Source organism: Nocardia sp. NPDC004260, assembly GCF_053603155.1.
In genome coordinates this window covers 67,012-92,665 of sequence record NZ_JBSGEZ010000001.1, presented here as the reverse complement: position 1 = coordinate 92,665, position 25,654 = coordinate 67,012, and the positions used below count along the sequence as shown (strand labels likewise).

The 25,654-nt window shown below is 68.0% G+C and carries 31 protein-coding genes and 1 tRNA gene; 18 read left to right on the top strand and 14 right to left on the bottom strand.

The window, feature by feature from the left end; genetic code table 11:
• On the top strand, positions 1-91 hold a 91-nt coding region (locus tag ACWEO7_RS00485), incomplete at its 5' end, for an MspA family porin (RefSeq protein ID WP_452420027.1).
• 66 nt (positions 92-157) lie between these two features.
• Here ACWEO7_RS00485 and mscL read toward each other — a convergent pair.
• The 4 genes from mscL to ACWEO7_RS00465 all read right to left on the bottom strand — a co-directional run bounded on the left by mscL (position 158) and on the right by ACWEO7_RS00465 (position 2,407).
• Positions 158-562: a large conductance mechanosensitive channel protein MscL gene (mscL, locus tag ACWEO7_RS00480; RefSeq protein ID WP_350906562.1), complete on the bottom strand. Its 405-nt coding sequence runs from the start codon at positions 560-562 to the stop codon at positions 158-160.
• 117 nt (positions 563-679) lie between these two features.
• The gene (locus ACWEO7_RS00475; protein WP_452419866.1) at positions 680-1,342 is read right to left on the bottom strand and encodes an SAF domain-containing protein; all 663 of its coding nucleotides are present in this window, start codon (positions 1,340-1,342) and stop codon (positions 680-682) included.
• Between the two features lie 87 nt (positions 1,343-1,429).
• Positions 1,430-1,729 carry an FmdB family zinc ribbon protein gene (locus tag ACWEO7_RS00470; RefSeq protein ID WP_355074600.1) on the bottom strand — a complete coding sequence of 100 codons (300 nt, stop codon included), beginning with the start codon at positions 1,727-1,729 and terminating at the stop codon, positions 1,430-1,432.
• Positions 1,730-1,798: 69 nt separating this feature from the next.
• Entirely contained in the window at positions 1,799-2,407 is a 609-nt protein-coding gene (locus ACWEO7_RS00465) for a 5-formyltetrahydrofolate cyclo-ligase (RefSeq protein ID WP_452419865.1), read from the bottom strand.
• 67 nt (positions 2,408-2,474) lie between these two features.
• Here ACWEO7_RS00465 and ACWEO7_RS00460 point away from each other — a divergent pair, with 67 nt between their 5' ends.
• The 5 genes from ACWEO7_RS00460 to ACWEO7_RS00440 all read left to right on the top strand — a co-directional run bounded on the left by ACWEO7_RS00460 (position 2,475) and on the right by ACWEO7_RS00440 (position 7,045).
• Complete coding sequence (locus ACWEO7_RS00460) at positions 2,475-3,431, top strand: UTP--glucose-1-phosphate uridylyltransferase (RefSeq protein WP_452419864.1); 957 nt, start codon at positions 2,475-2,477, stop codon at positions 3,429-3,431.
• A gap of 146 nt (positions 3,432-3,577) precedes the next feature.
• Positions 3,578-4,834 carry a molybdotransferase-like divisome protein Glp gene (glp, locus tag ACWEO7_RS00455; protein ID WP_356963844.1) on the top strand — a complete coding sequence of 419 codons (1,257 nt, stop codon included), beginning with the start codon at positions 3,578-3,580 and terminating at the stop codon, positions 4,832-4,834.
• Positions 4,835-4,846: 12 nt separating this feature from the next.
• The gene (locus tag ACWEO7_RS00450; protein ID WP_450020304.1) at positions 4,847-5,497 is read left to right on the top strand and encodes a GNAT family N-acetyltransferase; all 651 of its coding nucleotides are present in this window, start codon (positions 4,847-4,849) and stop codon (positions 5,495-5,497) included.
• Positions 5,498-5,759: 262 nt separating this feature from the next.
• The gene (gene sepX / locus ACWEO7_RS00445) at positions 5,760-6,878 is read left to right on the top strand and encodes a divisome protein SepX/GlpR (protein WP_452419863.1); all 1,119 of its coding nucleotides are present in this window, start codon (positions 5,760-5,762) and stop codon (positions 6,876-6,878) included.
• Positions 6,879-6,969: 91 nt separating this feature from the next.
• Positions 6,970-7,045, top strand: a tRNA-Ala gene (locus ACWEO7_RS00440).
• A 228-nt stretch (positions 7,046-7,273) separates the two neighbouring features.
• On the opposite strand, the gene ACWEO7_RS00435 is transcribed toward ACWEO7_RS00440, so the two are convergent.
• From ACWEO7_RS00435 to ACWEO7_RS00420, 4 genes are all read right to left on the bottom strand, one after another.
• Positions 7,274-7,606: a Clp protease N-terminal domain-containing protein gene (locus ACWEO7_RS00435; protein WP_452419862.1), complete on the bottom strand. Its 333-nt coding sequence runs from the start codon at positions 7,604-7,606 to the stop codon at positions 7,274-7,276.
• Positions 7,607-8,064: 458 nt separating this feature from the next.
• Complete coding sequence (locus tag ACWEO7_RS00430) at positions 8,065-8,391, bottom strand: hypothetical protein (protein ID WP_450020318.1); 327 nt, start codon at positions 8,389-8,391, stop codon at positions 8,065-8,067.
• The gene (locus ACWEO7_RS00425) at positions 8,388-8,612 is read right to left on the bottom strand and encodes a hypothetical protein (RefSeq protein ID WP_450020320.1); all 225 of its coding nucleotides are present in this window, start codon (positions 8,610-8,612) and stop codon (positions 8,388-8,390) included. The genes ACWEO7_RS00430 and ACWEO7_RS00425 overlap by 4 nt, the downstream gene beginning before the upstream one ends.
• Positions 8,613-8,615: 3 nt before the next feature.
• Positions 8,616-8,927 carry a hypothetical protein gene (locus ACWEO7_RS00420; RefSeq protein WP_452419861.1) on the bottom strand — a complete coding sequence of 104 codons (312 nt, stop codon included), beginning with the start codon at positions 8,925-8,927 and terminating at the stop codon, positions 8,616-8,618.
• 423 nt (positions 8,928-9,350) lie between these two features.
• On the opposite strand from ACWEO7_RS00420, the gene ACWEO7_RS00415 reads away from it, so the two are divergent.
• Together ACWEO7_RS00415 and ACWEO7_RS00410 are read left to right on the top strand one after the other, a co-directional pair.
• Positions 9,351-10,364, top strand: coding sequence for a hypothetical protein (locus ACWEO7_RS00415; protein WP_452419860.1), 1,014 nt, complete (start codon positions 9,351-9,353; stop codon positions 10,362-10,364).
• Positions 10,361-10,696 carry a hypothetical protein gene (locus tag ACWEO7_RS00410; protein WP_452419859.1) on the top strand — a complete coding sequence of 112 codons (336 nt, stop codon included), beginning with the start codon at positions 10,361-10,363 and terminating at the stop codon, positions 10,694-10,696. Before ACWEO7_RS00415 ends, ACWEO7_RS00410 begins: the two co-directional genes overlap by 4 nt.
• Before the next feature lie 186 nt (positions 10,697-10,882).
• Here the strand turns inward: ACWEO7_RS00410 and ACWEO7_RS00405 are convergent, their stop codons facing one another.
• Complete coding sequence (locus ACWEO7_RS00405) at positions 10,883-11,527, bottom strand: HAD family hydrolase (protein ID WP_452419858.1); 645 nt, start codon at positions 11,525-11,527, stop codon at positions 10,883-10,885.
• Positions 11,528-12,059: 532 nt separating this feature from the next.
• Here ACWEO7_RS00405 and ACWEO7_RS00400 point away from each other — a divergent pair.
• Entirely contained in the window at positions 12,060-13,007 is a 948-nt protein-coding gene (locus tag ACWEO7_RS00400) for an RDD family protein (RefSeq protein ID WP_452419857.1), read from the top strand.
• Positions 13,008-13,342: 335 nt separating this feature from the next.
• On the opposite strand, the gene ACWEO7_RS00395 is transcribed toward ACWEO7_RS00400, so the two are convergent.
• From ACWEO7_RS00395 to ACWEO7_RS00385, 3 genes are all read right to left on the bottom strand, one after another.
• Positions 13,343-13,873, bottom strand: a complete 531-nt coding sequence (locus ACWEO7_RS00395; RefSeq protein WP_452419856.1) for a hypothetical protein — start codon at positions 13,871-13,873, stop codon at positions 13,343-13,345.
• A 211-nt stretch (positions 13,874-14,084) separates the two neighbouring features.
• Positions 14,085-14,507: a DUF2511 domain-containing protein gene (locus ACWEO7_RS00390; protein ID WP_452419855.1), complete on the bottom strand. Its 423-nt coding sequence runs from the start codon at positions 14,505-14,507 to the stop codon at positions 14,085-14,087.
• Positions 14,508-14,633: 126 nt separating this feature from the next.
• A complete protein-coding gene (locus ACWEO7_RS00385; protein ID WP_452419854.1) occupies positions 14,634-15,086 on the bottom strand; it encodes a hypothetical protein in 453 nt (150 codons plus the stop codon).
• A gap of 146 nt (positions 15,087-15,232) precedes the next feature.
• On the opposite strand from ACWEO7_RS00385, the gene ACWEO7_RS00380 reads away from it, so the two are divergent.
• On the top strand, positions 15,233-15,859 hold the full coding sequence (locus ACWEO7_RS00380) for a TetR/AcrR family transcriptional regulator (protein WP_452419853.1): 627 nt from the start codon (positions 15,233-15,235) through the stop codon (positions 15,857-15,859).
• Here ACWEO7_RS00380 and ACWEO7_RS00375 read toward each other — a convergent pair.
• Positions 15,843-16,511: a TetR/AcrR family transcriptional regulator gene (locus tag ACWEO7_RS00375; RefSeq protein ID WP_452419852.1), complete on the bottom strand. Its 669-nt coding sequence runs from the start codon at positions 16,509-16,511 to the stop codon at positions 15,843-15,845. The genes ACWEO7_RS00380 and ACWEO7_RS00375 overlap by 17 nt on opposite strands.
• A gap of 101 nt (positions 16,512-16,612) precedes the next feature.
• Between ACWEO7_RS00375 and ACWEO7_RS00370 the strand changes: the two genes are divergently transcribed.
• From ACWEO7_RS00370 to ACWEO7_RS00360, 3 genes are all read left to right on the top strand, one after another.
• Complete coding sequence (locus ACWEO7_RS00370) at positions 16,613-18,082, top strand: cytochrome P450 (RefSeq protein WP_452419851.1); 1,470 nt, start codon at positions 16,613-16,615, stop codon at positions 18,080-18,082.
• Positions 18,079-18,261: a ferredoxin gene (locus ACWEO7_RS00365; RefSeq protein ID WP_452419850.1), complete on the top strand. Its 183-nt coding sequence runs from the start codon at positions 18,079-18,081 to the stop codon at positions 18,259-18,261. The genes ACWEO7_RS00370 and ACWEO7_RS00365 overlap by 4 nt, the downstream gene beginning before the upstream one ends.
• An 85-nt stretch (positions 18,262-18,346) precedes the next feature.
• Positions 18,347-18,580, top strand: coding sequence for a hypothetical protein (locus ACWEO7_RS00360; protein ID WP_450020346.1), 234 nt, complete (start codon positions 18,347-18,349; stop codon positions 18,578-18,580).
• A 30-nt stretch (positions 18,581-18,610) separates the two neighbouring features.
• Here ACWEO7_RS00360 and ACWEO7_RS00355 read toward each other — a convergent pair whose 3' ends face one another.
• Positions 18,611-19,348: a uracil-DNA glycosylase gene (locus tag ACWEO7_RS00355; protein WP_452419849.1), complete on the bottom strand. Its 738-nt coding sequence runs from the start codon at positions 19,346-19,348 to the stop codon at positions 18,611-18,613.
• A gap of 360 nt (positions 19,349-19,708) precedes the next feature.
• On the opposite strand from ACWEO7_RS00355, the gene ACWEO7_RS00350 reads away from it, so the two are divergent.
• The 5 genes from ACWEO7_RS00350 (at position 19,709) to ACWEO7_RS00330 (ending at position 25,615) form a co-directional block, all read left to right on the top strand.
• Positions 19,709-20,152, top strand: coding sequence for a GyrI-like domain-containing protein (locus ACWEO7_RS00350; RefSeq protein WP_355074571.1), 444 nt, complete (start codon positions 19,709-19,711; stop codon positions 20,150-20,152).
• Complete coding sequence (locus ACWEO7_RS00345; protein ID WP_452419848.1) at positions 20,149-20,583, top strand: effector binding domain-containing protein; 435 nt, start codon at positions 20,149-20,151, stop codon at positions 20,581-20,583. The genes ACWEO7_RS00350 and ACWEO7_RS00345 overlap by 4 nt, the downstream gene beginning before the upstream one ends.
• A 248-nt stretch (positions 20,584-20,831) precedes the next feature.
• Complete coding sequence (locus tag ACWEO7_RS00340) at positions 20,832-21,605, top strand: hypothetical protein (protein WP_452419847.1); 774 nt, start codon at positions 20,832-20,834, stop codon at positions 21,603-21,605.
• On the top strand, positions 21,595-23,730 hold the full coding sequence (locus ACWEO7_RS00335; protein WP_452419846.1) for an Rv1355c family protein: 2,136 nt from the start codon (positions 21,595-21,597) through the stop codon (positions 23,728-23,730). Before ACWEO7_RS00340 ends, ACWEO7_RS00335 begins: the two co-directional genes overlap by 11 nt.
• 43 nt (positions 23,731-23,773) lie before the next feature.
• On the top strand, positions 23,774-25,615 hold the full coding sequence (locus tag ACWEO7_RS00330; RefSeq protein ID WP_450020428.1) for a putative bifunctional diguanylate cyclase/phosphodiesterase: 1,842 nt from the start codon (positions 23,774-23,776) through the stop codon (positions 25,613-25,615).
• Positions 25,616-25,654: the final 39 nt, after the last annotated feature.

The window sequence follows — 25,654 nt, the reverse complement described above, 5'->3', positions numbered from 1 at the left end:
CCAGGCGCGGGCCTTTATCAGCGTCGAGGTCGAGACCGACAATGTCATCACGTGGGTGACGTTGTGGGGACAGCCCTTCAGCCTCGGCTGAGCGAGGGATACTCACGCGAACGGGCCCGTCGCCGACGGGCCCGTTTCGCTTGCGGCACGGTCGAACTCAGAATTCGTGCCGCCCGCCCGAGCTGGTCTGGCCCTCGGCGAGCAGGTCGCGGATCTGGATCAGCACCTCGGAATCGGTGAGTGTGGTGTCGTCGGGCCGGAAGCGCTTCTTCAGTCGCGCGGCGGGCAGCACCAGCACGAAGAACAGCACCGTGGCGATGATCAGGAAATTGATCACGGCCGTGATGATGGGACCGACCTGGACAAAGGTCGCCGGCTTGTCGGCCACCAACCGGAAACCCAGGCCGATATCGCCGGGTCCGCCGATGACGGCGAGCAGCGGATTGATGATTCCGTTGCTGATCGCGGTGATGATCGCGACGAACGCCGTACCGATGACCACGGCGACCGCCAGGTCGATCACATTCCCGCGGAACAGAAAATCTCTGAACTCTTTGAGCATGGCCGGTGTCTCCTCTTTTCCGTGGAGCTGGGCAGTCCTGCTCGGCGGTACCCGCGCGCCGGTAGGCCCGATGCTAATGAGCCATCGGCGAATATTCGGCGAAGCATGATCGGCGGGTCAGTGAAAGACGACGGTGAGTGCGGTGTGCAGGGACGCGCCCGCGACGGCGGTGGCGTGCTCGGCGTCCATCGCGACCAAGACCACGCGTTCGGCGGCTCCCCTCCCCGCACCGGCGCCTGAGACGAGCACTACGGCGGCATCGGTGGCGAGGGTGCGGGCGGGACGGGCGCCGGGCCCACCCGCGTCTTCGGCGCCGATCACGTCGACGCGATCGCCCGCGCGCAAGATGTCGGCGACCGCCGTGTCGGCGAGGCGGACGGGCACGATCCGCGCCTCGCGGGCGCCGGCCGCCGCCGCGGCCAAGCGCGGGCCGACGACGCGCAGGTCGGTGAATACCTCACCTCGGCGCATGGCGCCGGTCAGCGTCGCGCCGACGAGCGCCGCCGGATCGGTGACCGCGCCCGCCGGTAGCGTGCCCGCTTCGCGCGGGACGGCGCGTAGGTCATCCGCCTCGAGAAGTCGTCCGGGCGCGAGGTCCCGGCCCGCGACGAGCACCGTGGTGCGCCCGGCGCTGGGATCACCACGAAAAAAGAGGAACGCCGCGAGCACGGCGAGAACGGCGGCCAGCAATCGTCGGGCGAGTACGGCGTCGGCCCAGGGCGGGCGCTGCCACCCGGAGAGATTCCAGCCACGGCCCAGGTCGGCGAGTGCGCGAGTCATGGCCGGATCCTATGGCCGCACGTGCGCTCGCCCGGCCAGGATCAAGGAGCGCTGTGGATAGGTGACCGGCTGTGGAAAACCGTCGAATCAGCTGGCTACGGCCGTGCTGGTGGACGCGGTCGACCCGCTCGACGAGCCGGAGTCGGAAGAAGTGGAAGACGAACTCGAGCTGCTGTCGGACTTGGCGGGCTCGCTGGCGGTGGAGGAGCCACCGCGGCTGTCGGTGCGGTAGAAGCCGCTGCCCTTGAAGACGATGCCGACCGAGTTGAACAGCTTGCGCAGCTTCCCGGAGCACTCCGAGCACACGGTCAGCGCTTCGTCCGTGAACGACTGAACGATGTCGAAGCGGTTGTCACACTGGGTGCACGCATACGAGTAAGTAGGCACAGGATCCTCCGCGGTGTTCGTCGATCTGGCACTCTACAACCGACAGTGCCAACACCGCCAATCGGTGTTTCATTCCTCAGGGTAATCGTCGCCGAGCCGGCGCAGGCCACCGCGCGGCGTGAGCGCCCAGCCCATGCGCAGGTCGTGCGGTTCCTCCGGCAATCGGTCGACCAGTTCGTCGTCCCGGCCCACCGCGACCAGGCGCGCGTCCGGCCGTGCGGCGGGCAGCGTGCGGTCGTAGTAACCGGCTCCACGGCCGAGCCGTACGCCGCGCAAGTCCACGGCGATAGCGGGGACGAGGATCAGTTCGGCGCGGGTGATGGTCTCCGGCGGCAGCACGGCGCCGGTGGGTTCCAGCAGTCCGTAGCGGGCCCGGCGCAGGGCGTCCGCTCCGGTGTATTCGGCCCAGCTCAGCGGTCCCGGTGGCCCGGTGACCGGCAGCAGCACCCGCGCACCACCGGCCAGCAGCGCGTCCAGCATCGCGGTCGATCCCGGTTCGCCCGCCACCGGTACATACGCGCAGACCCACCCGCGAGCGCTGACCGCTTCGACCGCTGCGGCCAGGGCGAACGCTTCCTTTTCGCGTTCCGTGGCAGGTATCACAGCTCGGCGGGCGAGGAGTTCGGTGCGCCATGCATGTTTGTCGCGCTCGCCGGGCATCTTCACAGTGATCACCATAGGCTCACCCCGGGACCGGTCGGCGCGACGCCGATCCGGCGGCGTGATGGATGGATAGGGTATGCGTATGACAGCAAAGGCCGGACAGCCCGGTGACGCCGCGAGGGTGTCGTGCTTCCGCACGGCCGTGGTGCCCGCTGCCGGGCTCGGAACGCGGTTCCTGCCCGCGACCAAGACGGTGCCCAAGGAACTTCTTCCTGTGGTGGACACACCCGGCATCGAGTTGGTCGCCGCCGAGGCGGCCGGTTCCGGCGCGGAGCGGCTGGTGATCGTCACGTCTCCGGGCAAGGACGGTGTCGTCGCGCACTTCGTCGAGGACTTGGTGCTGGAGAGCACGCTGGAGGAGCGCGGCAAGTTCAAGCTGCTGGAGAAGGTGCGCAAAGCGCCGGGACTGCTCGATGTCACCTCGGTGGTGCAAGAGGAGCCGCTCGGGCTCGGGCACGCCGTGGCCCAGGCCGAGCGGGCCCTCGATGACGACGAGGACGCCATCGCCGTCCTGCTGCCCGACGACCTGGTGCTGCCCCGCGGCGTGCTGGATGTGATGTGCCGGGTGCGCCGCAAGCGCGGTGGAACGGTGCTGTGCGCCATCGACGTCCCCAAGGACGAGGTCAGCGCCTACGGTGTCTTCGACGTCGCGCCCGTGCCCGACGCGGTGAACCCGAATGTGCTGCGTGTCAAGGGCATGGTGGAGAAGCCCGCGCTCGCCGACGCGCCGTCGACATTCGCCGCCGCGGGCCGATACCTGCTCGATCGCGCGATCTTCGACGCGCTGCGCCGCATCGAGCCCGGCGCGGGCGGCGAACTGCAACTCACCGACGCCATCGCACTGCTGATCGCCGAGGGGCATCCGGTTCATGTGGTGGTGCACCGTGGGTCGCGCCACGATTTGGGCAACCCGGGCGGTTATCTTCGTGCTGCGGTCGATTTCGCACTGGAACGAGAGGAATACGGCCCCGCTCTGCGGGAGTGGCTTCAGCACCGCCTCGGTCCGGACTGGGATCCGCAGCTGACGACCGACGACTGACGGACCCGGCCGGGGGTTTCGCCGAGAGTGGACCGTCGGGTACGAATGATGGTTCACCGCGGTGCGCGCGAATGCGCTTGCGCCGCGGCGGGATCGCGCGCGCGGGCGAGATCGGATGGAGTGCGGAGAGGATCAGGAAGGGCTGGATGCGCTCGGTTGAGGATCAGCAGATCAAGGTGACCGCCGCGGCGGTCGCGCCCCGGCCGGTCCGGGTCGCGATCTCCGAGGCCCAGGGCCTGCTGTGTGCCGAGGACGTCGTCACCGAACGGCCGTTGCCCGGCTTCGACCAGGCAGCCATCGACGGTTATGCCGTGCGCAGCGTGGACGTCGCCTCCGCGGGGGCCGACATTCGGGACGAAGAAGGCGAACTCGTCGACCTGACCCTCCCGGTGGTCGGCGAGGTGGTCGCCGGTTCCCGTCAGCCGATCCGCTTGCAACCGCGCCAGACCGTCCGGGTGGACACCGGCGCGCCGATGCCGACGCTCGCCGACGCTGTGCTCCCGCTGGATTTCACCGACGGCGGGCGGGCCAGGATCAAGGTGTACGAGCCGGTGCGCTCGGGCGACTACGTGCGGCGGATCGGTGACGACGTCCAGCCGGGCGATGTGGCGGTGCGTGCGGGAACCATCATCGGCGCGGCGCAGGTCGGGCTGCTCGCCGCGGTCGGTCAAGACAAAGTGCTGGTGCACCCGCGTCCGCGACTATCGGTGCTGTCCGTGGGCGGCGAGCTGATCGATATCGACCGCACCCCGGGCCCCGGCCAGGTCTACGACGTGAACTCCTACGCGCTGGCCGCGGCCGCGCGGGATGCGGGCGCGGACGTCAACCGTGTGGGCATCGTGAGTTCGGATCCGCGCAGGCTGCGCGACGTGGTCGAGGGGCAGCTGGTGCGCTCCGAGGTGGTCGTCATCGCGGGCGCGGTCGGCGGCTGGGCTTCCGAACAGGTCCGAGAGGCGCTGGAAGGGCTCGGCGAGCTCGAAATCACCCGCGTGGCCATGCATCCCGGCTCGGTGCAGGGCTTCGGGCGGCTCGGCCGCGACGAGGTGCCGACGTTCCTGCTGCCCTCCAACCCGGTGGGCGCGCTGGTGGTGTTCGAGGTGATGGTGCGGCCTTTGATCCGAATCGCGTTGGGGCGCAGGCATCCCATGCGCCGGATAATCAGCGCGCGAACCATCACGCCGATCAGTTCCATGGAAGGGCGCAAGGGGTACCTGCGCGCGCAGCTCATGCGGGACGAAGCCACCGGCGAATACCTCGTGCAGCCGCTCGGCAACGGGAACTCGTCCTCGCACCTGCTCGCCACGCTCGCCGAGGCGAACAGCCTGATCGTGATAGACCCGGACGACACCGACATCCGCACCGGTGACGAAGTCCAGGTCGCCTTTCTCGCGCAGCGCGGCTGAGACGTGGAAGCTATGAACGTTTTCCGGGCCACACAGCATCCGGGATGGCCCGCGCGACTCGGCCCGGTTCGGGTGGCGGCGGGCCAGGTGACCTTGCGTCCGGTGCGGCTGCGCGACGCGGCGGCCTGGAGCCGGATCCGGTTGCGGGACAGAGCGCACCTCGAGCCGTGGGAGCCCACCGGCCGCGGGGCGTGGGAGGCGCGCAACCACGCTTCCAACTGGCCGTCGCTGTGGTCGAGTCTGAAGGCGGAGGCCAGGCGCGGCGCGATGATCCCGTTGGTGATCGAAGTCGACGGCGCGTTCGGCGGGCAGCTGACCGTAGGCAATATCGTGCGCGGCGCACTGCGCTCGGCCTGGATCGGCTATTGGGTGGCCAAGGATCTCAGCGGGCAAGGCGTCGCGACGGCGGCGCTGGCGCTCGGCCTCGACCACTGCTTCGGGCCGGTCGGCCTGCATCGGGTGGAGGCGACCGTTCGACCCGAGAATCTGGCCAGCCAGGCGGTGTTGCGCAATGTCGGTTTCCGGGAAGAGGGGCTGCTGCGGCGCTACCTCGATGTGGACGGCGCCTGGCGGGATCACCTGCTGGTCGGCATGACCGTCGAGGAACTGGCCGGAACGGTCCTGGACCGGCTGGCGCGAGAGGGGCGCGTCACCCTGCTGTAGAACCGGCCACCGGATCGCGGTGACATTGGTGGGAATGTGACAGGTGTGGCGGATGTGCACGGCGCGCCTGCCGGAACTTGGTGCTACCCGGAATTAGCCTACGGACGTCGATGGTGCGTCTTGTGCCATCGGCAGTGAGCCTGCGAGGGGATCGGCGTCCGCGCCGTCGCGTCGGACGGGGGCCGGCCGAGCGCGGGGCGTGTGACGCGCCGCTGGCGGGCCGAGCCGGAGGAAATCCAGGCGGGACGGAGGTGTTGACGCGATGCCGAATTCGATCCTGTGGATCGGTCTGGTCGTGCTCTGGGTCTTCGTCCTGTTCCCGATCCTCGCCGACCGTCACCCCAGAATCCGCCGGACCACCGACGCCGCGTTGGCAACCAGGGTCCTGCACCGCGGCGGCGGCAAACGACGTCTCAAGAAGGGCCCGGCCGCCGGGCACGAAACCGATCCGAACTGGCGGCCCCGTGGGCGACACGATGGACGCCGCGTACCGAGAGAGTATCCCCACAGCGATGATGCGGAGGACCGGATGACGACACCGGCCGACGAGCCCGTCACCGAGACCGACGAGGAGAACACACCCACGGCCGACGACGCCGTGGCATCCGACATCGCTGCCGCCGAGACGGACGACATCGAGATCGACGACTTCGCCTCCGCCACACCGGAGGAGGACGAAGCGGAGGACCGCGAGACGCGTTACGACGAGCCGGACGACGAAGCCGCCGAAGTCGCTGCGAAGATCGACACGGGGACCGATGATGACCGCGTGGGCGCACACCACCCCGAGCCGGTCGCGGCCAGAATCCCGCCTGCGCGCTCCACCGCGCCCGCCATCGTGGACTACGACGAGTACGACGACTACGACGACGCGGGCCCGGACGAGCCGGATTTCGTCCCCAGCCGCCGTGGTCGTGGCGGCTACGATCCCGAGGCCGACGCCATCGCCCGCGCGGCCCGCTACACCTTCCGGCAGCGTGCCGTGCTCGGCCTGCTGCTCACCGCCATCCTCTTCGGCGGCCTCGCGTTCGTGTTCACCCCCATGCTGTGGTGGGGTTGCGGACTCGCCGTCGCGGTGCTGGCGACCTACCTGGCCTACCTTCGCAAGCAGGTGCGGATGGAAGAGGAGATCCGCCGTAACCGAGCGGCCCGCCTCCACCGCGGCCACCAGGGCGAAGCCGATCCACGCGCGCGCCGGGGCCGCGCCGGACGCGGCACCATGGACCGCGACACCGCCCGCGCGATCCGTCGCCGCTCCACCCTGATCGAGCCCGACGACGAAGACCCCATGTTCGCCCACCTCGACCCCTTCGACCCGGCCACCGCCCGCGCCCTGCGCACCCGCACCAGCGGCGACATCCGCCGCGCGGCGGGCGCGTAGCGCGCCGGCATATCCGCAGGTCAGGGTACCGATTCGGAGTCTAGGGTGCTGGCCTGATACAGTGTCACAGCGCGGTTCCCCGGAACCGCACGGGGCTATAGCGCAGTTGGTAGCGCGTCTCGTTCGCATCGAGAAGGTCAGGGGTTCGATTCCCCTTAGCTCCACCACGACCGTGCAGGTCAGGGCTATGATGTCGACTCACATCGAGACGTCATCAACAGAAGCTCTCAACGTCTGCACGGTCTTCTGCGTTTTCGAGCAGTCTCGAACCCGTGTTGAGCGGCTCCGCGAGAAGTCGAAGTGTGTCGCGCGTGGTGTGGTGAGCCGCAAGGATGGGGCGGCGGCTATGAACGCCACCGCCCGCCCCACATTGGGGACGGGCGGTATCAGCGTTTCTACTCCGGCCGCGTCGGTTTCTCCTGTACGACCCACGATGCGCCGGTCACGGGGTCGTACTCGGTCACCGTTCCATCAAGGTGACGGGCTCGGTAAGACTCGGTGAGGTACCCAGGGTCTTTCATCGTGGCGTCGAGCGCCGCCGTGATCATGGCCGGGTCGATGCCGAGGGCGCACAGTTCCTGGGTAGGAACCGAGTCCGCATCGGCGAGGATCGCCAGCATCAGATGCTCGACGCCGATGAACCCGTCGCCGCGGTTGTGTGCGATGTCCGCGGCCGCCGCGACCACCTGCTCATAGCGCGGCGTCCGAATCAACTCGTCGTCTGCCATCCGGCCAGTGTCCCACTACTGCCCGAGAACCTCGGTCCACTGGTAATAGGTGTGACCCCACGAGTCCTTGTACTTCTTGCAGATCCAGAACCGCCACCCGTAGAACCCCTCGTCCGTTCTCACGCGCGCACCGTCATTGAGTCGGCTGCACGTGAGCGACGGGCTCCCGTCGGCTGTCTTCTCCGACTCGGGCCAGTTCGCAGCGTCCGACCCTCGGCACGCCGAGTTGTCGTTCTTCGGGTCGACGTGTCCGAACAAGCACGGTCCGGCGCTGGCGACCGGGGTGACTGTGGGCAGTATCGCGCCGCCGACGAACATCGCGGCGGCCGCCGCGCACACCACAGCCGCAGTTCTGATTCGAGCTTGGATGGTCATGATTCCCTCCGTTACTTCTGAGCTCCCGCGCTCTGGGGAGCGAAATCGGCCCGCCTATCCGGTGGGCGTCTGGGCACCTCTGCCTATCTCTGGCGAGATGCGTCGGGGCGGATCCGCTTCGCGTCGATGAGCGTCTGCCAAGCCGCTCTCTTCCGCCGGCACAACGCGACATCGCAGTTGCGGTGCCGCTGCATCGTCTGGTGCGCCTCCCGGACACCGAGTTCTCGATCGGGCGCATCGTGCGGAAACCCTGCGGCCCACAACGTGTTATCCATCCGCCGCTCGGCCACGCGTGCCTTGACCGTGTCGGGGTCGACGGGAACCTGCCACCACATCGAGGCCGCAACCACGGGCGCCATCACCAGCAGTGCGGCGCTGAGCCCGATCGCGAAGATGACCCACCCGTTCACTCGGCATCACCCTTGCGGAGTTCCGGCGCACTGAAAGCCGGGCCGATGATCGTGAACTCGTCTCCTCGAGTGCCGTACTCATCGACCAGTGCCCATGTCTGCGGCTTGTCGACGGCCATCCAGATCGGGCCTTCGGAGCGGGCGATAGCAAGTTTCGCGGCGTCGTCGGCTGTGAAGATGGCGATTGTGGCTTCCAGTTCGGCCGAGGGCTGATGTTCCATCGCTCATCCCTCCGGGTTTTGGACGTGGGCCGGGATGATCTGGAGGGGAGTGACCACGCCGCAGACAGCAGTGATTTCGTCCATCATCGGCGGTGGAATGTAGCGCTGATCCGCGATAATTACCGCCGCGAGGCGGTGTCCGTGAATTTTGGCGAGCAGCCACGTGCCAGTCTCGGGCTCGGTCTCTTCGCCGGGTGTGAGCGTCTCGACGACCGTGTAGCCGACTTGCTCGGCCAGTTCGCGGATCGTCGTTTCTTCTCGCTGCGGGTAGGCTGCCAAATCCTTCCGCAGGAACCCGATCACCTTTGCGGTCATACCGTCCTCGCTGCTAGTGGGTTGGTAGGCACCCGGCGCCGAGGATCTTCAGACGGCGTCTCCCGGCGTCGGGGCCGGAAATAGCTTCGGGGCGACGGCGGTGGCGCTTCGGTGGCGGTTTGGTGGACCAGTGGGGGCGTTGTGGTGCACAGTGAGTCGCGGCCACTTCGTGCTGGGAGACACATGGTTAGCGTCAGAGAGTGGACTGGTAAGGAAAGCCGCGCTCTGCGCGATGCTTTCCGATTGAGCCAGGCAGATTGGGCCCGCAAGTTGGGTGCCCATGAGCGCACGGTCAAGCATTGGGAAGCCGGGCGATCAATCCGTCCGGCGTATCAAGCAGTGCTCGATACGACGCTCTCTCTTGCACCAGCGGAGGTCGTAGCGGCGTTCCGCGCCCGGCTACACCCGAATGAGGAGAACGACGTGGATCGGCGGCAATTGTTCAAGGTGGGGGCGCTCGGCGCCGGTGGGCTGGCGGTGCTCGGCATCGGCGACGCCGAGCGTGCCCGCTGGCTGATGTCCGGTGCGGGCCGACCGGATGCTGCCGCGCTGGAAGTTGTGCGGAGCACTCTCCACTCGGCGATGCAGCTCGACGACATGCTCGGGTCGCCTTCCGCGCAGGGACTCGTGATCGCTCAACAGCAACTCGTCGAGGCCATGTTGGTCGATTGCCCCGTCGCGATGCGCTCCGCAGCGCTGGCCCTGTATGCCGAATGGACCGGCTTCGCAGGGTGTCTGGCGTGGGACTCGGGCGAGTACGACACGGCCGCGCGGCTCTACCAGCTGGCGCGCGAGACAGCGCACGAGGCCGAGGACGCCGATCTCGGCGCGTACATGCTGTGCCACCTGTCTCAGCTCGCCATCTGGCAGCGCCGCCCACGTGTCGCCGTCGACCATGCCGTCGCCGCTCGAAGCTGGGTCGCCCAAAGCGAGGATGCGCCGTTGCGTGCGTATGTCGCGATGCGCGCGGCCGAGGCCGCCGCCGTCGCCGGACAGCGGCAGGCGTGTCTCGTCGCGCTGGACGAGGCCGACGAGGCTATCGCTGGCGTGGAGCCGTGCCACCCTTCGCGATCGCGTGCCTACTTCGTGTCGGAGGCGATGATGCACTCCTATCGCGGCAACTGCCTCTCGATCCTGGGCGAAGCTCGAAGTGCGGTAGCGGCGACACGACAGGCGCTGAGCCTCATGCAGCCGCAGTACGTACGTGATCGGGCGATATCGCTGCTCGAGTTGCAGCGGTCCCTCGTCCAGCTCGGCGAGGTGGACGAGGCCGCGAACACTGTCGGCGATGCTGCCGACCTCACCGCGCAATGCCGGTCACCTCGCTTGGCAGCCGCGATCCGGGACGGCCGCCGAGTGTTGTCGCCGTGGGCGGGTTCGCCGCCGGTCCGTGAGCTGGACGCGCGCCTCGCGGCTCGGGATATCGTGATGATATGAGCGCGGAGCAGGAAGCCGAGGTGTTGGCGCGAATCGAGCGCGCCAAGGCCGCGCTACTCGGCACCGGCGAAGTATTCGCACGCAGCGAGGGCGGCCGCGCCCCCTCGCGGTCCGATCGGTTCAAGCAGGCCCGGGAAGAAGTGCACGCCGCAGAGCAGGCGCGTAACCGGCTGCTCTGCGAACTCGTCGGTGACGCCGAGACCGTGTCGGTCGAGTTGGCGCAGCGACTGGGGCTCACCGGGCGCGAGGCCGTGACCATCATCGAGACCGCGCGCACGGGCTCGCGGCACATGCGGGAGTATTTGCTCGGTCAGCCGCGCTCGGCGAAGTAGTGGATCAGCCGCAGCTCCAACAACGAGACCCGCGCTCGCATCCAAGTTGTGCGGGACGCCGGTTTGATTCCCCTTAGCTCCACCAAAGGCGAGTGCTCGAGTAGAGCACTCGCCTTTTACTTCTGTGTATCCGCCACCGAGTGGTGGTGTGCCGACCCCGGAGATTCTGTGCGAACCCGCGGGGACTTACGCGGCGATGGTGGTGACGCGGAGGTGCGTCTCGATATCGGCGGGGGAGCCGGTGTAGTGGAGGGTGCGTAGGCCGAGGCTTGCGGCGGCTTGGCAGTTGTCGGCGCGGTCGTCGACGAACAGGACGCGGCTGGGGTCGCGAACTCCGGTCGCGGCGAGGGCGTTTCGGTAGGTGTCGGGGTGGGGTTTGTTCATGCCGAGGCGGGCCGAGTAGAGGGCGTCGGTCATCAGGGTGCGCCAGTCGGAGGCGTCGAGGGCATCGCCGACCGGGTGGGGTGCGTTGGAGAGCAGCACCATCGGGAGATCTGCCCGACGGGCATGGTGGAGGAGGGCTACGACGCGGTCGTCGGTCCGGGTCCACAGCGCGGTGTCGACGGCGCGCAACTGCGTGAGCAGTTCCGGGTCCGGGCGATGGCCGAGCACGGTGGTCCAGAAGGCCGCGTCGTCGAAGTCGCCGGAATCGTAGGGTTCGCGGGCGCTCCAGAAGGCATTCCGGAAGAGCTCGAGCTGGTCTGCGTGCCATCCGGCGAGTTCGGCGAGCTCGCTCCACATGGGAACGGTGGGCTGCAGGCCGATGACGCCGTTGTAGTCGAAGATGACCGCGTCGAGTTCCACGGACTGGTGCGGTAGTGCAGTTATCACCGGTTGCTCCAAGGCTTGATGGGACGGACGGCCACGCCTGCGGAGGCAGGCATGAGGGGATGCCGTGGGTATGACGATTCCCGCCTCCTTCCATGACGGAAGAGGCGTGCGAACTGTGGATCGAAGGAAGGTTCCGCGAGTCAAAGGCTGGAGGTGGTGCGCGACGCTGCGTGAACAAGCCGAAACCTACCAAGGGGTACGTCGGGGTAACACTCGAGAGGAGCCTTGGTGATCCGCTCCACAAAGTGCCGTCCGCAGGTCTCACCGGCGTCGGAGTCGAGATCACTCACCGAGGTCGGCCGACAGTCCGCGCACGAATAACGGTCGGCGCTCGTCGTTCTCGGAGATGCGCGGTGCGTCAGGAGCTGCCGCCGCGCCCGTGGGCGGCGTGGTCGAAACGCGATCGAACCTGGGCGGCTCGCTGACCGTCGGTCGAACGATGGATACCGGAACAACGTTGTGAGCTGCGACGATTCGTGCCGGAGTCGCCCCGAAGCGGGTGCCGTGTCGATTCGGGATGGAGGTGCTCGGGATGGCCGACGGGCAGGGGGTTGGGGACCTGGTTCCGGCAGGGCGGCGGGCGGCGGCTTGGGGGGTGGATTTCGGTCTCGTGCTGGGGTTGGCGGTGTTGTTGGGGTCGGTGACGCACTATCGGATCGCCGATTACCTCTCGGGCTGGGCGGATCTCGCTGGGACCGGTGTGTGGGATGTGATTCAGTCGAATGGGAACTGGGGTGGAGCGGGCAAGACGTTCGGTATGGACGTCGTGCATACGGTGCTCGTCTACATCATCGAAGCATTCGGCGCGTTGATCGTGGCGACGTTCGCCTATCAGTTCGCTGGATTAGCTTGGCAAGGACGCACTTTGGGCAAAGTCTTGCTCGACCTCCGAGTGGGGTCGTTGCGCGGCGGCGAGAACCGACTGGGACGGGTGCAGGCGGCGCGGCGCGCCTTCGCGGGCACGATGACCGACGTCGGGCTGTACTCGTGCGCCTGCATCGCGCTATTGGCGGGCCAGTTCTTTCTGTCTTTCGTGCTGTGGCTGATCGCGATCGTCGTCTTGGTGATCAACGCGGTGTGCGTCTTCGGTTCGAGCCGCCGCTCCCTGGTCGATCGCGTCGCGGGAACTGTTGTCGTGCAGGCCGGAGCGTTGCGGAAGTCGTTGGAAACGGCCAGGGACCACGTGGTTGTGCAGCGCGGAATTCAGGGCGCGCAGGATGGGATCGAGCACATCCAAACGGCGACACGGCAGATAGCACAGCTTGCCACCCCCGAGCAGATGCGGCAGCTGCGCGATTCCGAACGGGCCGTGCAACTGCGCGAACTCGGGCAAGACGTCGGTCGTCGGACCGCGGAGTCGGCTCGGCGGGCGATCGCATCGGAACGTGGTCAGCAGGCGCAGCGTGTGGCCAAGCGGGCTGGTGCCGGGCTGCGGGGCGCATACGACCGGCGTCGTGGCACTGGGAACCGTGAGGGATGACGATGGATTACTTGTCCGAGGAAGCAGCTGGGAATTCACGGCCTGGAACGAAGGCATGCTGACCTCGTGCGCCAGAGTCGAGTCCGTCGAGCACGTGGTAGCGATGGAACGGGGTCATCGCGGATATGACCCGGTGGCATCCGGTTCCTTCTGCGACTCGATCAGCGCCGACTTGGACCAGTTGGTGACCCGCCGCCCGCAGGGCGAACGACCTTCCGCCGTGACTCGGCCGATGGAAGCGCCCAAGAAGGCGCGCTCATGGACGAGGTGGTTCTGATACCGGGCAGCCTGCTCGCGTAGGCGTAGGCACCGGGGAATCCCGCGCCTGCCGGCTCTCAAGCGGTGGCGGTTCGCAGTGCGAACCATCCCGTGCCGGGGTCGGCGTAACCGTGGTACATCAGGCGCACTCGCTGATCGACTTCGAAGAGGCGATAGATCGCGAGCATGGCGCGGGCAATCGCTTCCTGCTGGAAGTCGTCGATGCGGCGGTAGCCGATCGGGTGCTCGGGGAGCAGCGCCAGGCGGGTGAGTTCGGTGGGGTCGGTGACTTCCAGGCCCATCGGTGCGGCGTCGGTGATGTGGTGGTCGTGCAGGATGTCGTGGATCCGGTGCGGGTCGGGGCGGCCGGAGCGGAATCGGTGGACTTCGGCGCGCAGCGCTGGACCTGCGGGCTCGCTCTCGACCACGTCGATCAGCTCGGGATCGACGCTCGGTGTTCCGGTGTCCTCGGCGATCGGGGTTTGTTCGAGCAGGTGCAGCATGTTGCCGCCGGGAATCAGTGGCTCCGGGGCGAGGAACAGGGTGACCGTCGGGCAGACGCAGCCGTGGCCGAGCAGACAGACGCGCATGTGGAACGAGTCGGGCATGCGGCCCTCCTCCATCGGGGACGGGCCGTGGGTAGACGGCCCTTGCTGGATAGGGACTTCGTGTTGTGCCGATCGCGGAATCGCCCTAGCGCTTCGACGGTCGACCGTGCCGCAGTTCCCCAGTCTAGGAGCCGGGCACTGCCCGCGCATCGGCATGTTCCGTCTCGGTTCGCGGAACATGGAGGCAGGAAAAGTAGGCGCAGGATGATGATCAGCCGGGCAGATGGCAGAGTCCGAGGGTCTTGCTGCGCAGGGCTCCGAGGCTGATCTTGTCGCCGCCCGCGCCGGTGGCGCGAAGGGATTCGATGTCGGCGAATCCCGCATCGGAGGCGTTGTCGTTCAAGGCGTAGCCGGTGCCGTCCGGGGCGATGAACACGGCGACATCGCCGGGGCGGCATTCCAGGGTGCCGTGGTCGACGGTGAGTGGCCACAGATAACCCATGTTCTCGCTGCCTACCGCTTGGCTGCTGGAGGTGGGCGGGGGCAGGGGAGACGGCGTGGCGTGCGCGGGATGCTTCGGGCCTGATCCGCCGTCGCATGCCGAGGTCGCCAACGCACCGGCGATGGCGCAGACGACCAGTATTCGCGCGCGATACCTTGCCCCCGTATCGAGAGCAGCGGTTTCCTTTGACACGGTGTTCCCCCTTTGCGGCACGCCGTCCCCAGGCGCTAGACGAGCAGCCAATTGGCCGAAAACGACTCGGCGCCAACCATATCGGACGCGGCTGTGAAGCGGGGACGTGGCGGGCGCAACCGCCGCTCAGCTGATCCGTATCTCGACCGGCGGAGCCGCTACGTGCGGATAGTCGGTGGTCACGTCGACCCGCACTCGACCTGGGCCGGTGGGCAATGCGGCGAAGACGGTCGCGGCCGGCTGATTCCGAGCGGTCTTGTCGCTGACGGGCACGGCCACCGTGCCTGCCGCGCCGGTGTCGAGGTTGCGCCAATTGGCGAACGCCGTGAAGGTGCACGGCATGCCCGTCGGCGTGTTGCTGACGAAGCTGATGCCGAAACGGGCCGCCCCTGGCATTCCGGCGGGTGAGGAGACGCCCGCCCGGCCTTCGCCGTAGCAGGTGTCGCCGAAGGTGCGGATGACTCCGATGTTCACGAATGCGGGTTCGTCCGCGGTCGCCGGACCCGCCGACGCCGCGAACCCGCCGACGCACAGCGCCGCGATCAGGGCGCTTCGTCCGACCCACTGCCTGTTTCGCACTGCCGATCACGCTCCTTCTTCGTCGAATCGAGCACTCTCGGACGGTCATTGTGCCCCGTTCGCCGGCGTTCGCGGTTCGATCGCGCGGCACGTCGTCGCGTGTCGACCCGGCACGCGACCGGCGCGCGCATGCATAGCATCGGAGTGTGGAGCGAGGATCGTTGCTGAAGGCTCGGGCCGGCGGGAAGCTGCACGGCGGCAATCACGGGATCGCGCCGGAAGAGGTGGTGGCCGCGCAGCGGGCCCGCATGCTGGTGGCGATGATCGAGGCGGCCGCGGACAAAGGCTACGCGGCGGCGACGGTGGCGGACGTGCTGAAGCGGGCCGAGGTGTCCCGGATGACCTTCTACCAGCACTTCGCGAACAAGGAGACGTGCTTCCTCGCCGCCTACGACATCGCCGTGGAGATCGTGATGACCAGGATCACGGGCGCGCTCGCCGCTGACGGCACGCCGCTCGAGCGGATCGATCGGGCACTCGACGCCTATTTCTCCACCCTCGCGCAAGAACCACAGGTGGCGAAGGTCTTCTTGGTGGAGGTGTACGCGGCGGGAAGGCCGGTGCTGGAGCGGCGGTTGGCGACCCAGGCGGCTTTGGTGGACGGTTTCGCCGAGGCGCTCGGCGCGACGCGCCCGCATCAGCGGCTGGCGGGCGAGGCGGTGATCGGCGCGGTCGTCTCGCTGGCTACCAACCGAGTCGTCGCGGGGGACTTCGCCGCGCTGCCCGGGTTGCGCGAGCCGCTGATGTCGTCGCTGATCAGGAATCTGGTGTGAGGCCGGACAGTAGTCGTCCGGCGACCGCGGGCAGCCGATCCAGCATCGCCACGGTGAAATCGGCCAGCAGCGCGATCAGCCCGTCGCGGTCGACGTCGAGCCCCCCGTCCAGCCAGACGAGAACCAGTTCGGCCGCGCCGCCGGTGATCAGCTGGGAGGTCGCGGCGATCGCGGTGTCCTGCCCTTCGGGCAGCTCGAGCACCAGACGGGTCTGCTCGATGATGACGTCGGCGACCTGGCGCATGCCCGCGAACCGGCTGCGCATGAGCGCCTCGTCGCCGTAGGTCTGGGCGAACGCCACTTTCGCGCGTCGCGGATCGTCGGTGAGTTCGACGATGAGGGCCGCCACTCCGGCGCGGATCCGGTCGGCGGGCGTGCCCGTGGTCTCGGCGATGGCGGCCTTCGCCCGGTCCAGCGCCGCCTGCTGGATCTCCACCAGCACCCCCGAGGCCAGCGCATCGCGGTCGGGGAACGCCTCGTAGAAGAAGCGCGGGCCGACCTTGGCCTGTTCGCACACCCCGCGCACGGTCAACGCCGACAGTCCCTGTGTGCCGATGATGTCGAGTGCGGCGTCGAGCAACCGCCTGCGCCGGTCCTCGCGGCGCTCGGCCGTGGAGGCTCCGCGGTAGGTGCTGCTGACGGGACGGGTCACCACGCCAGCTTGGCGCAGCCGAAATTAGGAAACAACCGTTTACGGAAACGATGGTTTCCTCTATCGTCGGACTATCGCAGTGTCGCGAAGGGAAGATCGTCATGAGTCTGCTTGTGCCCCAGTCGTTCGATGAGATCTCCGGCACGATCCGCCAGGCGCGGACCACCTGGGCGTGGCACGCGCAGCGCGCGGCCGCGCGAGCGGTCGCGCATTACCCGGCGCCGGTGCGGCCGCTGGCCGATCCGCCGCCGGGCAGCGGACTGAAACCGGTGCTCGGTGACTTCGGGGTCCCCGGCATCGGATACACCTTGCACGTGTTGGCCGACCCGATTCAATTCGCGCGGAAGCGTTTCGACCGCTTCGGCCCGGTGCAGTGGTTCGGCATGCTCGGTCGGCGCATGGTCACCTTCGGCAGTCCGGAGGGCTACGAGGCGGTGATGCTGGACCGCGACAAGGTGTTGTCGGCGCAGCGCGGCTGGGAGTGGGTGATCGGCCCGTTCTTCCGCGGGGGTCTGCTACTGCGCGATTTCGACGACCACCTCTTCCATCGGCGCGTCATGCAGCAGGCCTTCACGCGGCCGCGGTTGATCGGGTACCTCGACCTGACCACGCCTCGGATCACCCGCGGCATCGCGCAGTGGGAGCCCGCCGATGATTTCCCGGTCTACCGGGCGATCAAGAAACTGCTGCTCCAGCAGGCCACCGAAGTCTTCGCGGGCGCCGAATCCGGCGCGAGCTCAGCCCGATTGGAGCGCGCCTTCGAGGACGCGGTGCGCGGCGGGGCCGCCTTGATCCGGGCGAACGTGCCGGGCGGTGTGTGGGCCCGCGGCGTGCGTGGCCGCCGGGTGCTCGAGGAGCACTTCCGCCGCGAGTTGCCCGCGAAGCGCGCGGGCGGCGGCAACGATCTGTTCAGCGTGCTGTGCCGGGCCCGCACCGCCGACGGCGAGACCTTCACCGACGCCGAGGTGATCGAGCACATGATCTTCGTGATGATGGCGGCCCACGACACCAGCACCATCGCCGCGTCCATGCTCGTCTACGAACTCGGCAGGCACCCCGAATGGCAGGAGCGGCTGCGCGCCGAATCCGTCGCGCTGGGCAAGCCCGCGCTGGACTACGACGATCTCGACCGCCTGCCCTCGCTCGACCTCGCGTTCAAGGAAGCGCTGCGGGTCTACTCGCCGGTGGCCCAGCAGGTCCGCGAAACCATCGCCGACGCCGACATCCTCGGCTACTACCTGCCGAAGGGGACGTTCATCCTCTGTGGCACGTACGGGCTGATGCGCAACGAGGAGTACTGGCACGATCCCGATACCTTCGACCCGGAACGTTTCGCCGAGCACCGTCGTGAGGACAGATCGCACCGCTTCGCCTGGGCGCCTTTCGGTGGCGGGGCGCACAAGTGCATCGGCCTCTACTTCGGCGGCATGACCGTGAAAGCCGTCGTGCATCAGATGCTGTTGCGGTATCGCTGGAGCGTGCCGGACGGCTACCAGCTGCCACTGGTCGCCGGAACCGGACCGGTGCCCGCCGATGGTTTGCCCATCCGGCTGGAGCGGATCGTCCGATGAGGATCGTCGCCGACCGTATCGTCTGCGCGGGGCACGGCATGTGCGAAGCGCTGGCGCCCGATCTGTTCCGGGTCGGCGCGGACGGGATCGTCGTCCCGCCCGACACCGTCACGAGCGATCGGGAGCTGCTCGAGCTCGTCGTCGACAGCTGCCCGGTCGCGGCGCTGCGGCTGAGCTGAGGTCTCCCGGCTCGTTTCGCGTCCTCGGCGCTGGGTACCGCGAACTGCGATATTCGAGCCCATCGACGCGAGAGGACCACATCTCATGGCCACCTGCGATACGTGCGGAAACGAGTACGACAAGACGTTCACCATCATCCGCGACGGCCAATCCGCCACCTTCGACAGCTTCGAATGCGCGATCACCGCCATGGCCCCGACCTGCACGCACTGTTCCTGCCGGATCGTCGGGCACGGTGTGGAGGCACGTGGAGACTACTTCTGCTGCGCGCATTGCGCCCACGAAGCGGGTCATCCGGCCCTGGTCGATCACGTCTGAACCCGCTGCCGAGCGGCGATGCGCGACCGATCACCCGAGCGGCGCGTGGCTTCGTCGCACCTCGAGCCCCGCGACCCGCGCCGCTTCGGCCAGCACCGCTTCGAGCATGGCCGGAGTGAGTCGTCCGGTGAAGGTGTTCTGCTGGCTGACGTGGTAGCAGCCGAACAAGTGCAGCGGACTGCGGCCCTCCTCGGCGGCGGCCAGTTCGACGTGCGCGCCGTGGCCGAATTTCGGTCGCGGGCGCGGTACGGCCCAGCCCGCTTCGGCCAGCACCGGAAGCAGTGCCTGCCAGCCGAACGCGCCGAGCACCACCACCGAGCGGACGGTGGGCGTCAGCAGTCGCAGTTCGGTCGCCAGCCAGTGCCCGCAGCGATCTCGCTCCTCCGGCGTCGGCTTGTTGTCCGGCGGCGCGCAGTGCACGGGAGCGGTCACCCGAACGCCGTGCAGCCGCAGGCCGTCGTCGACGCTGATCGCGGTCGGCTGGTTGGCCAGACCGACCGCGTGCAGCGCCGCGAAGAGCACATCGCCGCTGCGGTCGCCGGTGAACATGCGGCCGGTCCGGTTGCCGCCGTGCGCCGCGGGCGCGAGTCCGACGAGCAGCATCCGCGCGTCCGCCGGACCGAAGCCTGGCACGGGACGGCCCCAATACGTCTGGTCACGGAAGGCGGCGCGTTTCTGTCGCGCGACGAGCTCGCGCCAGGCGACCAGACGCGGGCAGGCGAAGCAGTCGGCGACCGCCGCGTCGAGTTCGGCGATGGTCCGGCACACGTCAGCACCGGCCGTACGAGGCGGTGGCGTAGGCCCATACCGTGGGGCGCCCGAGGGCGTGGCAGTGTCGGTCGGAGATCGGTGTCTCGTGCATCAGTACTCCCTTCGGTGGTGCCAGGGGAGGGACGAACCGGGCGATCGTGCCCACGGTGCGCCGACGCGACCGGCCGGTGTTGTCGATCGGTGATCGGTCCCGTCCGGACGGTACCGCTTCGGACATCTGTCCAGTTCAGCGGGGTGATCGAGCGGCCGCCGGACGCGATATGTGATCGGTACCACCCGGTCGGGGTTGGTAGCATGGCGATTCCGACCGACCGGATGCGGTGGTTTACCTGCGGCTTCTTTCGAAAGAGTCTTTCCATGCAGTTTGAGATCGTCGAGCGGGACGAGACGTGGGTTGCCGGGCTGCCGGTACGCAGCCCCAAACGTGCGCTCGGGGAACTGCGTGACCGGGATCTGGAGGCCGCCTGGGCGGCGGTGTTGCACCAGGAACTCGGCGGCCCGTTGGCCAGCGCCTACACCGACTACACCGGTGAGCTGGGCACGTACAACACCCAGATCGTCGGCTATCAGTGCGCATCCTTCGCCGACGTCACCCGCGGTCACCTGGTCGCCCGGCTGCCGCGCGGCGCCTACGCACGGTTCTCCTCGGTCGGTAACTTCCCGCAGGTGATGACCGACCTGTGGACGCAGATCGCCTACGCCGAGGAACACAACCAGATCAAGCGGACCTACACCGGCGATTTCGAGTGCTACCCGCACGCCTACAAGATCGATCTGTACCTGGCGGTCGACGCGCGATGAGTTATGCGATCGTGGTGCGTGCCGAGGCGGTCTACGGCGGGCTGGTCGTCCCGCGCGTGCGCCCGAGCTTCAAGGTCAGCAACAGCGACCTCATCGAGTTCCTCAAGGATCGCCTGCGGGACCGGGACGGCGTGGACCGTCCGATGTACACGGTGTACGTGCCGGATCCGGCCGGAAACTACAACGCTGTGGTCTGTTTCGAGTACCCCGCGCCGGACGCGGTGCCGGTGGGTGACGTCTTGGTGCGGGTTCCGAAAGGCGTCTATGCCCGGTTCGCGCCGAACGGCGACTATCACGATCCGGTAGAGGACGTCTGGGCGCAGGTCGACGACGCGACGGCGTCCGCCGAGATCACTCGGGCCTACCGTGAAGAGATCGAGATCTGGCACGGCCCGGAATCGGTCGAGTTGTTCATTTCTATCCTCGTTTAAATTGCTAATCGGTAACTGGCCCTGAACCGACTGGTCTCCATCTTATTTCCGATTTCGAATACGCCAGCTCTGACCTGCGAAAATATGACGTGTACCGCAGAGTTTTCGGAAGATTAGCCGGACGGCTGGTCAATTCCTGTCCGATGACGGATACTGCCCTGGGCAACTTCGTCTCGGCTCGGGGCCGCGGGGGGCTGCATCGGGCTGGACTATCGCGCATGGCAGCGCGGCGATGGAGTAGGAACAACATGACTGTGGATCTGATTGCAGTCGTGCCGAGGAACTCCCGTGGGCGGGGAGTGCGACGGTATTACGACGCGCAATCCGAGTGTGCGTTCTTTGTCTCCGAACCGGGCGTGCAGCCGGAACTCTGGGACCGGTATCTGCACGGGGCGTGTGACGTTTACCGACATTTCGGAGTCGAACACGCGCTCGAATACGAAACGGTCGCCGACGGTGCGTCCTCGGCGCTGTTCTTCGCCGCGCTCGACGCCGACGGCGACATGGTCGCCGGGGTGCGGATGCAAGGCCCCTACACCGACGCGCGGCAGGCGCACGCGCTGGTGGAATGGGCCGGTCAGCCGGGCGCGGACGACTTGCGGCAGATGATCGCCGACCGGATACCGCAGGGCGTGATCGAGGCCAAGGGTGCGTGGGTCGCTCGCGATGCCGCCAACCGGAGCGAACTCAGCGCGGCGATCTCGCGCACCGTGCTGCACGGCGCGCGCCTGCTCGGCGCCCGCTACGGCTTCGCGACGGTGGCCTCTTTCACCGTGGCCCGCCACGAGGCGTGCGGTGCGGTTGCGGCCGAGCGCATTCCCGCGGTGCCGTATCCGGACGAGCGCTACCGAACCGTTCCGCTGTGGTGGGATACCCGGAGCTATGCCGCGTCAGCCGAGGAAGCGCAGCGATCCCTGACCCAGCGCGAACAGGACGCGCTCGGTCTGTCGACCGCGCGTACGCCCGATATGCGATGCGGGATCGGGCGGCCGACGGAGGGCCGGCGCGGACATGGGCGATGACCGGAGCCGAGCGGCGGACCACCGGCCGCTGATCATCGACCCCGCCGATCCGGAGGACGCGCGGATACTCGCCGCGCTGCGCGCCGACCCGCGCATCGAAATCCTCGATCTGCGTGCGTCGTTGCGCGCCGAATACAGCAGAATGGTTGCCGCGCCCGATATTCCGGAGGGGCCGGAAGCGGATCGCTGGATCTACTATCCGTGGCGCGCCGCGGTGGTCGGATTGCCGGGGCCGCGTACTTTCCGGATGATCCGGCTGGATCGTAATCGGAATAAACTGACCAGAGCCGAACAGGACCTTCTGGCCGAACGCACGATCGGGATCATCGGACAAAGCGCCGGGCACGCGATCGCGCATCTGCTCGCCATGGAGGGTGTTTGCGGGGGATTGCGCTTGGCGGACCTGGACGATATCGAGTTGTCGAATCTCAACCGGGTCGCCGGGACGCTGTTCGACATCGGCGTCAACAAAGCGGTGGTAACCGCACGCCGTATCGCCGAGTTGGACCCTTATCTCCCGGTGCAGATCTTCGCGACCGGGGTCGACGAGAATTCGGTGGACGAATTCCTGGACGGACTCGCGATCGTGGTCGAGGAGTGCGATTCGCTCGATATCAAACTCGTGATTCGCGAGGCGGCGGCCCGGCACCGCATTCCAGTACTGATGGAAACCAGTGACCGTGGTTTGCTGGACGTCGAGCGCTTCGATCTCGAAGCCCGCCGTCCCGCGTTCCACGGATTACTCGGCGAGGTCAGCGCCCGGGATTTGCGGGGGCTGACGTCGCGGGAGAAGGCGCCGTACGTGGTGAAGCTGCTCGGCGCCTCCGGGCTGTCGCCCCGGCTGGGCGCGAGCCTGGTCGAAGTCGGCGAGACGGTGAACAGCTGGCCGCAGCTGGCCGGTGACGTCGGCCTCGGCGCCGCGAGCGTGGCCGCCGCCGTGCGGCGCATCGGACTGGGGCTGAAGCTGGATTCCGGTCGTGTCCGGATCGATGTGGAACGGCACCTCGACGAGCTGGCCGATCCGCCGCCGAACGACGAGCCGGTGTGGGCCGAGGCGCCGCCCGAGCCCGTCACCGGGCCCATCGAAAGCGTCCTCGCCTGCGCGCAACGGGCTCCATCCGGGGGAAACATGCAGCCTTGGTCGTTGCGGGCCTGCGCGGATGACATCGCCATCGAGCTGGCGCCCGAGTGCAGCACGGCGATGGACATCGGCTATCGCGGCAGCGCCGTCGCGCTCGGCGCAGCCGTCTACAACGCGCGGGTCGCCGCGGCCGCGCACGGAATCCTGGGCCCGCACGAGTTCGTCGAAGGAGCGCCGGGGTCCGGTCGTCTCGTGGCCCGCTTGCGGCTGGGGAAGGATCGCAGTGTCGAGCTGGCGGCCGACTATCCCGCCGTCCTGCGACGCGAGACCAACCGCAGGGTCGGCACCGGGGCCCCGCTGGCAGACGGCGTACTCGACGCGCTCGCGGCGGCCGCCGAATCGGCCGGTGCGCATGTGCGCGCCGTCGTGGAACGGGAGGACATCGAGGAAGCTGCGAGGTTGCTGGGGGAGTCCGATCGGGTCCGCTATCTCACGCCCCGCTTATACGAGGAAATGCTCGCCGAAGTCCGTTGGGCGGACGACGCGCCGGAGACCGGAATCGATGCGCGCAGCCTGGAACTGACCGACGACGAATGGGCGGCATTCCAGATCACCACCCGCGCCGACGTCATGGCGCAGTTGCGGTCCTGGTCGGGTGGAGCGGCGCTGGGGAAATACACCGGTGACCGGGTGCGGTCCAGCTCCGCCATTTTGGCCGTGACATTCGACGCGGCCGACCCTCGATTGACGGACTACGCGGCGGCGGGCGCGGCGGTCGCGCGGGTTTGGGTGCGGGCCGAGCGCCTCGGATTGTGCGTGCAGCCGATTTCCCCGGTATACCTCTACGCCCGACGCCATGCGGAACTTGCAGCGATTTCCCCCGACTTCACGGATACACTAACGTCACTTCAGGGCCGTTTCCTGGACCTGCTGGAAGTGCCTGAGCATGAGACCATGGCGTTGGTGCTTCGCCTGAGCTACGCCTCCGCCGCCACCGTACGCAGCAGGCGGCGTCCGGTGCTCGGTGTGGACACCAGTAGTTAGCGCGATCGGAGACAATGTGCCACGGCGGACACTCGACTCGTTGGTGACCCAGGTCGCCTCTGAGCTCATGGGTGTGGACGCCACGACCATGGTCGCCGCCACCGAACGCGTGCTCGCGCAACTGGTCGAGTACTTCGACGTGGACTTCAGCTACGTGCGGCACACCGACCGCGAACGCCGGGCAACGGTGCTCATCGCCGAGTGGCCGCACCGGCAGAACATTCCGGATCCCGATCCGCTCGGCGTGATCTACTTCGACGGCGCCGACCCGGTGTTCCGCGCCCTGGAGAACGCGACCGAGCCGATGGTCGCGCGCCCGACCCCGGAATTCGCCGACTACCAGGAGACCGTGCGCCGTGGCTCCGGCATCGTCGGGGTGACCTCGGCGGCGGTACCGCTGATGTCGCGTGGCGAGCCGACCGGTGTGCTCGGGTTCGTCAAGTCGGGCGATCGGGAGTGGAGCAATCGCGAACTCAACGTGCTGAAAGCCATCGCGGCGCTGTTCGCGCAACTGCAAGCGCGGGTGGTCGCCGAGGAACGTCTCCGATACATCGCGCTGCACGACGACCTGACCGGCCTGGCCAACCGGCGCGCGCTGCTCGAGCACATGGAGGAGCGATTACGCGCGGGAAGCCCCGGCCCGGTGGCCGCTTTCTTCCTCGACCTGGACCGCTTGAAAGCACTCAACGATTTCCTCGGTCACACCGCAGGGGACAACTTCATCCGCACCTTGTCGACGCGCCTGCGGGAGAACCTGGACCCGAACGACATGATCGCCCGACTGGGCGGCGACGAATTCGTCATCGTTCCCGCCAAGCCGATGGACGCGGTGGCCGCCGAGTACGAGGCGAACCGCATCCAGCAGTTGATCGCGCGGCGCGTCACCGTCGGCGGCGAGTCGGTCAGCCGGGGCGCCAGCGTCGGCGTCGCGCTCGGCTTCCCCGGTGAGACGACGGTCGCCGACGTGCTGCGCCGCGCCGATCACGCGCTGTTGTCGGCGAAATCGGGCGGCGGCAACGGCGTCGCGGTGTTCACCGACACCATGCGCGCGCAATTCGAACTCCAGGACGACGTGGAGCTCAACCTGCGCGGCGCGGTGTCGGACGGCTCGCTGCTGCTGCACTACCAACCCGAGGTGGATCTGCGCACGGGCCGCATCGTCGCGTTGGAGGCGCTGGTTCGCTGGCTGCACCCGACCAGGGGATTGCTGCCGCCCGCCGCGTTCGTCACCGTCGCCGAGGCCACCAATCTGGCCGGCGAACTGGGCCGCTGGGTGATCCGGTCGGCGTGCGCGCAATTCGCCGAATGGCGCAGGCGCGGTCTGGCGGGCAATGTCGTGATGCGGATCAACGTGTCGCCGGTGCAGTTGGTGAGCCTCGATTTCGTCGAGCGCATCGAGGACATCCTGCGCCTGTTCGGCATCGACGGCAGCTCGGTGTGCCTGGAGATCACCGAGCACGTCGTGGTTCAGGACCTGGCCCGGACGCAGGTCACGCTGCGCGGACTCAAGCGGATGGGCGTGCAGATCGCCATCGACGATTTCGGCACCGGCTACAGCTCGCTGTCGCATCTGAAGGCGCTGCCGGTGGACGCGGTGAAGATCGATCGTGGTTTCGTGCAGCGGCTCGGCGCCAGCACCGACGATCTGGCCATCGTGAAATCCATCATCGGCCTGGCCGGCTCGTTCGGGCTCGGCGTCGTCGGGGAAGGCGTCGAGACGGCGGTCGCCGCGCGCACCTTGGTCGGCCTCGGCTGCTACCGCGCGCAAGGCTTTCTGATCGCGAAGCCGATGCCCGCCGAGCAGGTCGAGACGCACCTCACCGCGGGCCGAATCCCGCTCGATCTCGATCTTCCGCGGGCCGGGCGCGGGCTGCCCGCGCACTGAGATCGCCGCCACAGCCGCCGGTTATCCGGTTCTTTCACG

What these genes read in the sequence shown, in the direction of transcription:
- mscL (WP_350906562.1), bottom strand. Translation starts at nt 562, where the DNA reads ATGCTCAAAGAGTTCAGAGATTTTCTGTTCCGCGGGAATGTGATCGAC.
- ACWEO7_RS00475 (WP_452419866.1), bottom strand. Translation starts at nt 1,342, where the DNA reads ATGACTCGCGCACTCGCCGACCTGGGCCGTGGCTGGAATCTCTCCGGG.
- ACWEO7_RS00465 (WP_452419865.1), bottom strand. Translation starts at nt 2,407, where the DNA reads ATGGTGATCACTGTGAAGATGCCCGGCGAGCGCGACAAACATGCATGG.
- ACWEO7_RS00460 (WP_452419864.1), top strand. Translation starts at nt 2,475, where the DNA reads ATGACAGCAAAGGCCGGACAGCCCGGTGACGCCGCGAGGGTGTCGTGC.
- glp (WP_356963844.1), top strand. Translation starts at nt 3,578, where the DNA reads ATGCGCTCGGTTGAGGATCAGCAGATCAAGGTGACCGCCGCGGCGGTC.
- ACWEO7_RS00450 (WP_450020304.1), top strand. Translation starts at nt 4,847, where the DNA reads ATGAACGTTTTCCGGGCCACACAGCATCCGGGATGGCCCGCGCGACTC.
- sepX (WP_452419863.1), top strand. Translation starts at nt 5,760, where the DNA reads ATGCCGAATTCGATCCTGTGGATCGGTCTGGTCGTGCTCTGGGTCTTC.
- ACWEO7_RS00435 (WP_452419862.1), bottom strand. Translation starts at nt 7,606, where the DNA reads ATGGCAGACGACGAGTTGATTCGGACGCCGCGCTATGAGCAGGTGGTC.
- ACWEO7_RS00425 (WP_450020320.1), bottom strand. Translation starts at nt 8,612, where the DNA reads ATGGAACATCAGCCCTCGGCCGAACTGGAAGCCACAATCGCCATCTTC.
- ACWEO7_RS00420 (WP_452419861.1), bottom strand. Translation starts at nt 8,927, where the DNA reads ATGACCGCAAAGGTGATCGGGTTCCTGCGGAAGGATTTGGCAGCCTAC.
- ACWEO7_RS00410 (WP_452419859.1), top strand. Translation starts at nt 10,361, where the DNA reads ATGAGCGCGGAGCAGGAAGCCGAGGTGTTGGCGCGAATCGAGCGCGCC.
- ACWEO7_RS00400 (WP_452419857.1), top strand. Translation starts at nt 12,060, where the DNA reads ATGGCCGACGGGCAGGGGGTTGGGGACCTGGTTCCGGCAGGGCGGCGG.
- ACWEO7_RS00395 (WP_452419856.1), bottom strand. Translation starts at nt 13,873, where the DNA reads ATGCCCGACTCGTTCCACATGCGCGTCTGTCTGCTCGGCCACGGCTGC.
- ACWEO7_RS00370 (WP_452419851.1), top strand. Translation starts at nt 16,613, where the DNA reads ATGAGTCTGCTTGTGCCCCAGTCGTTCGATGAGATCTCCGGCACGATC.
- ACWEO7_RS00365 (WP_452419850.1), top strand. Translation starts at nt 18,079, where the DNA reads ATGAGGATCGTCGCCGACCGTATCGTCTGCGCGGGGCACGGCATGTGC.
- ACWEO7_RS00360 (WP_450020346.1), top strand. Translation starts at nt 18,347, where the DNA reads ATGGCCACCTGCGATACGTGCGGAAACGAGTACGACAAGACGTTCACC.
- ACWEO7_RS00350 (WP_355074571.1), top strand. Translation starts at nt 19,709, where the DNA reads ATGCAGTTTGAGATCGTCGAGCGGGACGAGACGTGGGTTGCCGGGCTG.
- ACWEO7_RS00345 (WP_452419848.1), top strand. Translation starts at nt 20,149, where the DNA reads ATGAGTTATGCGATCGTGGTGCGTGCCGAGGCGGTCTACGGCGGGCTG.
- ACWEO7_RS00340 (WP_452419847.1), top strand. Translation starts at nt 20,832, where the DNA reads ATGACTGTGGATCTGATTGCAGTCGTGCCGAGGAACTCCCGTGGGCGG.
- ACWEO7_RS00335 (WP_452419846.1), top strand. Translation starts at nt 21,595, where the DNA reads ATGGGCGATGACCGGAGCCGAGCGGCGGACCACCGGCCGCTGATCATC.